Raw genomic sequence first — 2559 nt, 5'->3', positions numbered from 1 at the left:
TGTCAATGGCCATATGGAAGTCGCCGTTGGTGGCCAAGTGAGGTATCCACTGGTGGCCAGGGAAAGTCCCCACCCTCTTGCGGGTGGGGGTCGTTATTTCAGGGGCGGTCACCTCGCTTGGTCCGGTTTTTCATGCGGTAGGAGTCGCCGTCGGTGATGACGACGGTGGCGTGGTGCAGGAGCCGGTCCAGGATGCTGGCGGCGGTGGTGTGTTCGGGCAGGAAGCGGCCCCATTGCTCGAACGGCCAGTGTGACGCGATGGCCAGGGAGCGGCGTTCGTAGGCGCCGGCGACGAGCCGGAACAATAGTTGGGTGCCGGTGTCGTCGAGTGGGGCGAATCCGATTTCGTCAAGGATGACGAGATCCGCGCGTAGCAGGGTGTCGATGATTTTGCCGACGGTGTTGTCGGCCAGGCCGCGGTAGAGGGTGTCGATCAGGTCGGCGGCGGTGAAGTAGCGGACTTTGTGTCCGGTGTGGATGGCGGCGTGTCCGAGCCCGATCAGGGTGTGACTTTTGCCGGTGCCCGGCGGGCCGATGAGGCATAAATTGTGTTGTGCCCGTATCCATTCCAGGCTCGACAGGTAGTCGAAGGTGGCTGGTGGGATGGACGATGCGGGGACCTCGAAGCTGTCGAGGGTTTTCAGGACGGGGAACGCGGCGGCCTTGAGCCGGTTGCGGGTGTTGGAGGCGTCGCGGGCTAGGAGCTCGGCCTCGATCAGGGTGCGTAGCACCTCTTCCGGGGTCCATCGCTGAGTTTTGGCGACCTGCAACACTTCCGGTGCGTTGCGACGGACCGCGGCCAGCTTCAACCGGCGCAGTCCGGCGTCGAGGTCGGCAGACAGCTCCGGGACATGTTTGGGGGCAACCGTTTTCGCCCGGGTCGTGGCGGTCATGAAGCGCTCCCATCATGGTCGATTTTGTAGGCGTCCAGGGACCGGGTCGGCGCGGTGGGCAGGTCCAGCACTAGCGCGTCTCCGGCCGGACGGGGCTGCGGAGCGCCTGCGCCGGCAGCCAGGATCGACCGGACGTCGGCGGCGCGGAACCGCCCGAACGCCACCGCGCGACGCAGCGCGGCGACCAGGACGTGCTCGCCGTGGGCGGCGCCGAGGCCGAGCAGGATCTCCAGCTCCGAACCCAGGCGGGTATTGCCGATCGCGGCCGCACCGACCAAGAACGCTTGCGCGTCCTCGCCGAGGGCGCAGAATTGTTGTTCGACATTGGTTTTCGGGCGCGGCCCTCGACTGGGTGCGGGCCGCGGGCCGTCGTAGTGGGCATCGAGGATCGACGCGGAGCCCGGTGCGACCAGCTCGTGCTCGGCCACGATCACACCGGTCGCGGGTTCGAGCACCAGCAGTGCACCGCAGTCCAGGAGGATATGCACCGCCATGCCGATCAGGCGGGTCGGCACCGAATAGCGGGCCGACCCGTAACGAACACACGAGAGGCGGTCGACCTTGCGGGTCACCGCCGGGGCGCCGACCTCCAACCGCAGAGACGGCAACGGGGACAACAACTCCCGCTCGATCGCGAGACGTTCGTCGGGAACAGCGCAGATCTCCGAATGCACCAGCGAATTCACCTCCGCGCACCACGATTTCGCCGCCGTGTTGGCATCGCGCAGGCCCAGGACCCGCCCGTTCACCGCTGCTTCGGTCAGTAACGGGACGGCCAAATCCCGTTGGGCATACCCGCACAGGTTCTCCACGATGCCCTTGGACTGCGGATCATTGGCGTGACACCAATCCGGGGCGAACCCGTAATGCGTTGCGAACCGGACGTATTCGGGTGTCGCGACGACCACGTTCGCGACCACCCCACCCTTCAAACACCCCATCCGATCGGCCAGCACCTTCGCGGGGACACCGCCGATCGCGGCGAACGCCTCAGCGATCAACGCCAGTGTGGTCGACTGCTTCTGATCGGCGGCGAACGCGGTGAACCGCCACCGCGAGAACGCCAACACCGCGCAGAACAGCTGCAACCCCGGCGCGGCCTGGGCCCAATCGATCACCAGATACTCACCCGGCGACCACACCGCCGGACGACGACCCCGATGATTATCGGTGCGCCACAACGCTTTCTGCTGCGCGACCAGCCGCCGGAAATTACGCGACGACCCGTCATAGCCAGCGGCGCGGGCGATCGGCAGCAGCCGCTTGGCCGAGATCCGGGCATTGGATTTCGTGACCCGCTCGGCGACCAGCTCGGCCACCCGGTCGTAGTTACGGGCTCGTGGCTCCCGCTGCGCCCGGTCGCCACCGGCCTCGGCACGGTCCACGACCCGTTTCACGGTCTTATGGGTGGTGCCGCACAACTCGGCCGCACCACGATACGTTCCGACCTCTCGATAGGCGGAAATAATGTCCATTCGCTCCCTCGCAGACTTCAATGGAACTCCCTGGGCAGTGACGGATGACAGTTGGCGCTATCACCGTCACCGCCCAGGCCACGAGCTCCGGGCATCGACACGACAAGCAAGGGGAAACGGGAACTTCTACCTGGCCACCAGCGGGGACCTACAACCGGCCACCAGTGGAGACTTTCTCATGGCCACGGACA

Annotated in this window: 2 protein-coding genes; both read right to left on the bottom strand. The window is 66.1% G+C overall.

Features of this window, described 5'->3' with window-relative positions:
* Positions 1 to 98 precede the first annotated feature (98 nt).
* Positions 99 to 893, bottom strand: coding sequence for an IS21-like element helper ATPase IstB (istB, locus tag NRB20_RS37330; protein WP_153416151.1), 795 nt, complete (start codon positions 891 to 893; stop codon positions 99 to 101).
* Positions 890 to 2389 carry an IS21 family transposase gene (gene istA / locus NRB20_RS37325; RefSeq protein WP_153416150.1) on the bottom strand — a complete coding sequence of 500 codons (1500 nt, stop codon included), beginning with the start codon at positions 2387 to 2389 and terminating at the stop codon, positions 890 to 892. The genes istB and istA overlap by 4 nt, the downstream gene beginning before the upstream one ends.
* Positions 2390 to 2559: the final 170 nt, after the last annotated feature.

This window comes from Nocardia macrotermitis, from assembly GCF_009604405.1.
GTDB classification, from domain to species: Bacteria; Actinomycetota; Actinomycetes; order Mycobacteriales; family Mycobacteriaceae; genus Nocardia; species Nocardia macrotermitis.
This window is presented reverse-complemented; position numbering and strand designations above follow the sequence as displayed.

Coding starts and splice junctions, on each gene's coding strand:
- istB (WP_153416151.1), bottom strand. CDS start 893: ATGACCGCCACGACCCGGGCGAAAACGGTTGCCCCCAAACATGTCCCG.